A 2,901-nucleotide genomic window follows, 5' to 3' on the forward strand; every position below is an offset into this window, starting at 1 on the left:
AGCCGCCCTGACGGATCCAGTCCTGGTAACCACCGACGTATTCACGCACCTTGCCTTCACCTTCGAAGACCAGGGTGCTGGTCACCACGTTGTCGAGGAATGCCCGGTCGTGGCTGACCATCAGCACGGTGCCGTTGAAGGTCAGCAAAACCTCTTCCAGCAGCTCGAGGGTTTCCACGTCGAGGTCGTTGGTCGGTTCGTCGAGTACCAGCAGGTTGGACGGCTTGCTGAACAGCTTGGCCAGCAGCAGGCGCGCACGCTCACCACCGGACAGGGCTTTGACTGGCGTACGCGCACGCTGCGGGCTGAACAGGAAGTCGCCCAGGTAGCTCAGCACGTGGCGGCTCTGACCGTCGATGTCGATAAAGTCGCGGCCTTCGGCAACGTTGTCGATCACGGTCTTTTCCAGGTCCAACTGATGGCGCAACTGGTCGAAGTAGGCCACGTCGATGCGCGTGCCTTCTTCCACGGTGCCGCTGGTCGGTTGCAGGCCATTGAGCATCAGCTTGAGCAAGGTGGTCTTGCCGGTGCCGTTGGCGCCCAGCAGGCCGATACGGTCGCCGCGCTGCAGGACCATCGAGAAGTCCTTGATCAGGAACGGGCCATCCGGGTGGTGGAAGCTGACATTCTCCAGCACCATCACCTGCTTGCCCGACTTGTCGGCGGTGTCCAGCTGGATATTGGCCTTGCCGGTGCGCTCGCGGCGCTCACTGCGCTCAACACGCAGGGCTTTGAGGGCGCGTACACGGCCTTCGTTACGGGTGCGACGGGCCTTGATGCCCTGGCGGATCCAGACTTCTTCCTGGGCCAGCTTCTTGTCGAACAGCGCGTTGGCGGTTTCTTCAGCGGCCAGCGAGGCTTCTTTGTGTACCAGGAAGCTGGCGTAGTCGCCGTTCCAGTCGATCAGGCCGCCACGGTCCAGTTCGAGGATGCGCGTGGCCAGGTTTTGCAGGAAGGAGCGGTCGTGCGTGATGAACAGCACGGCGCCCTGGAAATCCTTGAGGGCTTCTTCGAGCCAGGCGATAGCGCCGATGTCCAGGTGGTTGGTTGGTTCGTCGAGCAGCAGCAGGTCTGGCTCGGACACCAGCGCCTGGGCCAGCAGCACGCGACGGCGCCAGCCACCGGACAACTCGGCGAGGGTCTTGTCGGCCGGCAGTTGCAGGCGGCTCAAGGTGCTGTCGACCAGCTGCTGCAAACGCCAGCCGTCACGGGCTTCGAGGTCTTGCTGGACGTGCATGAGCTTGTCCAGGTCGGCTTCGGTGACGCAGTTCTGCGCCAGGTGATGGTACTGCGCGAGCAACTCGCCAACGCCGTCGAGGCCTTCGGCAACCACGTCGAACACTGTCCGTCCGTCGGCCACCGGCAATTCCTGCGGCAATTCGCCGATCTTGAGGCCCGGCGCGCGCCATACAGAGCCGTCATCGGGCTTCTGGTCGCCTTTTACCAGCTTCATCATGCTGGACTTGCCGGTGCCGTTGCGGCCGATGATGCACACCCGCTCACCACGGGCGATCTGCCAGGACACCTTGTCCAACAACGGCATAGCGCCGAAAGCAAGGGACACATCGCTGAATTTGAGCAGGGTCATACGCTTCTCCAAAAACTGGGCGCGCATTCTACCTGACTTGAGGGTGGGATGCGGCCGGCATTTTTGCCACAGACACGTTCTGTAGGACATTTACGGTGAACTGCTGCCAGCCGGCCGGCAAAGCTTTCGCCAGCCGCTGGCAAAAGGCTAAGCTAGGGGCAATCAGTGTCGGCGGTGCCGGTGCTAGTCGTGATTTCTCTGCACGGACGTCTCATGCGCAGTCGCCTTTTCAACTTTTTATCTTGTCTGCTTCTTTCCGCCACCGCCGTTCAATCCGCCCAGGCCGTGGACCTCACCACCCAACGTCAGTATTACGATGAAGCCAAACGCGCCCTCGCCAAAGGCGACAGCGGCCCGTATATGCAATACAGCCAGGCCCTGGCCGACTACCCGCTCACGCCGTACCTGGCCTACGACGAGCTGACCGCGCGCCTCAAAACCGCGAGCAACGAGGAAATCGAACAGTTCCTCGCCAAAAACGGCGACCTGCCCCAGGCCAACTGGATGAAACTGCGTTGGTTGCGCTGGCTGGCCGACCGTGGTGACTGGCAAACCTTCGAAAAGTACTACGACGCCAAGCTCAATTTCGTCGAACTGGACTGCCTGCATGGCCAGTACCAACTGACGCACAACCTCAAAGCCGAAGGCTACAAGACCACCGAAAAACTCTGGATGACCGGCAAATCCCAGCCGGCCGCCTGTGACGCCACCTTTGGCCAGTGGGCCGCCGATGGCCAACTCACCGAACAGAAAATCTGGGACCGCGCCAAGCTCGCCGCCGAAGCCCGCAACTACGCATTGGCCAACAGCCTGGTGAAAACCCTGCCAACCCTTGGCGCCCAAGGCCGCTTGATGATCGACGTGGCGCAAAAGCCCGACATGCTCAGCGACCCGTCGCGCTTCCTGCCGGCCAACGAGGCCATGTCTGACGCTGTGGGCCTGGGCCTGCGCCGCCTGGCACGCCAGGACCCGGACAAGGCCATGGCCCTGCTCGACGGCTATGCCAGCAGCATGCACTTCTCCCGTGACGAAAAAGTGTCGATCGCCCGCGAAATCGGCCTGACCCTCGCGCGCCGCTACGACCCACGCGCCCTGGACGTGATGACCAAGTACGACCCCGAGCTGCGTGACAACACCGTCTCCGAATGGCGCCTGCGCCTGCTGTTGCGCCTGGCTCGCTGGGAAGATGCCTACCAGTTGACCCGCAAACTCCCGCAAGACCTGGCCACCACCAACCGCTGGCGCTACTGGCAGGCGCGCAGCCTGGAACTGGCCGAGCCGAAGAACCCGCAGCCGCTGGTGCTGTACAAGAA

Annotated in this window: 1 protein-coding gene and 1 pseudogene; one reads left to right on the forward strand and one right to left on the reverse strand. The window is 62.5% G+C overall.

All coding sequences use genetic code 11. The features are described from left to right. A partial coding sequence (locus FEM54_RS29435) for an ATP-binding cassette domain-containing protein (RefSeq protein ID WP_138453944.1) occupies window positions 1–1,588 on the reverse strand: 1,588 nt, incomplete at its 3' end. Between the two features lie 213 nt (window positions 1,589–1,801). Between FEM54_RS29435 and FEM54_RS29440 the strand changes: the two are divergent. Next, a pseudogene (locus FEM54_RS29440) lies at window positions 1,802–2,901 on the forward strand (lytic murein transglycosylase); the annotation flags it as partial.

Source organism: Pseudomonas edaphica (assembly GCF_005863185.1).
GTDB lineage: Bacteria > Pseudomonadota > Gammaproteobacteria > Pseudomonadales > Pseudomonadaceae > Aquipseudomonas > Aquipseudomonas edaphica.